Annotated in this window: 1 protein-coding gene and 1 pseudogene; both read left to right on the top strand. The window is 44.2% G+C overall.

What is annotated here, in order from left to right; all coding sequences use genetic code 11:
• Positions 1 to 126 (top strand): annotated as a pseudogene (locus CBG25_RS09110) (IS5/IS1182 family transposase); the annotation flags it as partial.
• 660 nt (positions 127 to 786) lie between these two features.
• On the top strand, positions 787 to 1,455 hold the full coding sequence (locus CBG25_RS09105) for a molecular chaperone (RefSeq protein WP_290606164.1): 669 nt from the start codon (positions 787 to 789) through the stop codon (positions 1,453 to 1,455).
• Positions 1,456 to 1,687: the final 232 nt, after the last annotated feature.

The following is a 1,687-nucleotide window of genomic DNA, read 5'->3' as shown; positions in this document are numbered from 1 at the left end:
ATGGGTAGAAAACTGATCCGCACCATTGGACAGGTGCGCGCTAATTTTGCCATGACGATGATGGCAGCATGTTACAACCTAAAGCGGTTGGCGTACTTCCAGAGCGCGTGCATCGTGGCTTTCTGACGCCCAGAATGGGTCAAATGGCCCTAGCCAGGGCAATGTGCGATAGAATCAGTAGCGTGATAATCAAAAAAAATCTAATTATTTAGAATGAAAGCCAAGGGTTAATTGAAAATCTTGAGTTTTTCGAGGTGCCCCACATTTAGTGTATTGACCACCCAACTTTCTAATGGTAGTGGCTCAACATTTACGGTCCAGTGTCCGCCTAATGATACTTATACGACCGTATTAACCAGTAGTAATAACAGCGCACCGACAACTATATATAGTACACAACTTGGTACCACACCTCGTTATGTTAATTTAGCTAATGACTCAGAGGGTGTTTACTATGGTGTTTATACTAGTAACCCATCGCCCACTCCAGGCACTGCACTTGCTAATAGTGCTGCACTGGTCTCCAACCCAGCTACCTCAGGTGGTTTAAGTACTTATACCTTATACCTTGTATGGCCTAATCCAAGGCAATGGCGCAAATACGGGTATCAGTGCAGGAACCTATACTGACGTATTAACGGTAACATTATCCTGGTGATCATGGAGGAATACTATATGATCAATGTTTCGTAACCCTCTTTATGTTGTTTTTCGACACTATGGTTATTGACCTTATTCTTCTTCGCATCTTCAGCTCAATCTGCTAACCATGTCATGATTTGGCCGATGGATCCGGTATTAACCGCCAACGATAATGCTACTGAATTCTGGATCGAAAACAAAGGCACCGAAGCAACCACCATGCAGATCAGAGTGATTGGCTGGCAACAAATCGATGGCCAAGATCGCTATAGCAATCAACAAGCGGTGGTCGCCAGTCCACCATTTATGCGGATTGAAGCGGGTCAAAAGCAGCTGATCCGCTTAATAAAACAAGCTACCGTCCCCGCTGGCAAAGAGATAGCCTACCGCTTATTAGCTGATGAAATATTGACACCAGAACAATTAGCAGCGCCGAAGATTGGTATCAATATGCAGATGCGTTATTCTATTCCACTGTTTGTTTATGGTGAAGGTATTAACTATCTGCGTGGTTCAGGCGATCCAATTCAACTGGATCAAAAATATCTCAGTTGGCAGTTAACCCGCTTAAATGGCAAGCCAGCCATCAAAATTACCAATCGAGGCCCAATTCATGCTCGTTTAAGTAAGGTTGCCGTGCAACAAGGTAAAAAACACATTGTGCTGGCGGATAGCCTGTTTGGTTATGTGTTAGCTGGCTCGAGTTATATCTGGCCATTACCCGCTACCGTTAAACAACCACAACGGCTAACAGCACAAATTAATACCGATAAACAACTATGGCAAGCATCTAGAACTGGACTGTACCAGTAAAGATGAAAACCATTCATTTAACAGGTAAATTAGCCAACTTATTTACCTTACCCATACCGCTAATGTCGACATGTCAATGCCAATTGAATTCTGATCCACTTTGCTAAAGTAAAACTGACCCACCTGTTTTTGTTTGGAGTCGCTTATTCCTCAGGGGGTAGCGCTTAAATGGGCACACCAGGTCAGTTTCGGATCGGTAGTGACACCTAGCGACGCGTCACCAGATGGCCGG

Source organism: Arsenophonus sp. ENCA, from assembly GCF_002287155.1.
Taxonomy (GTDB): domain Bacteria; phylum Pseudomonadota; class Gammaproteobacteria; order Enterobacterales; family Enterobacteriaceae; genus Arsenophonus; species Arsenophonus nilaparvatae.
Note: the sequence above shows the minus strand (reverse complement) of the source record. Positions and strands in the feature narration are given on the sequence as shown.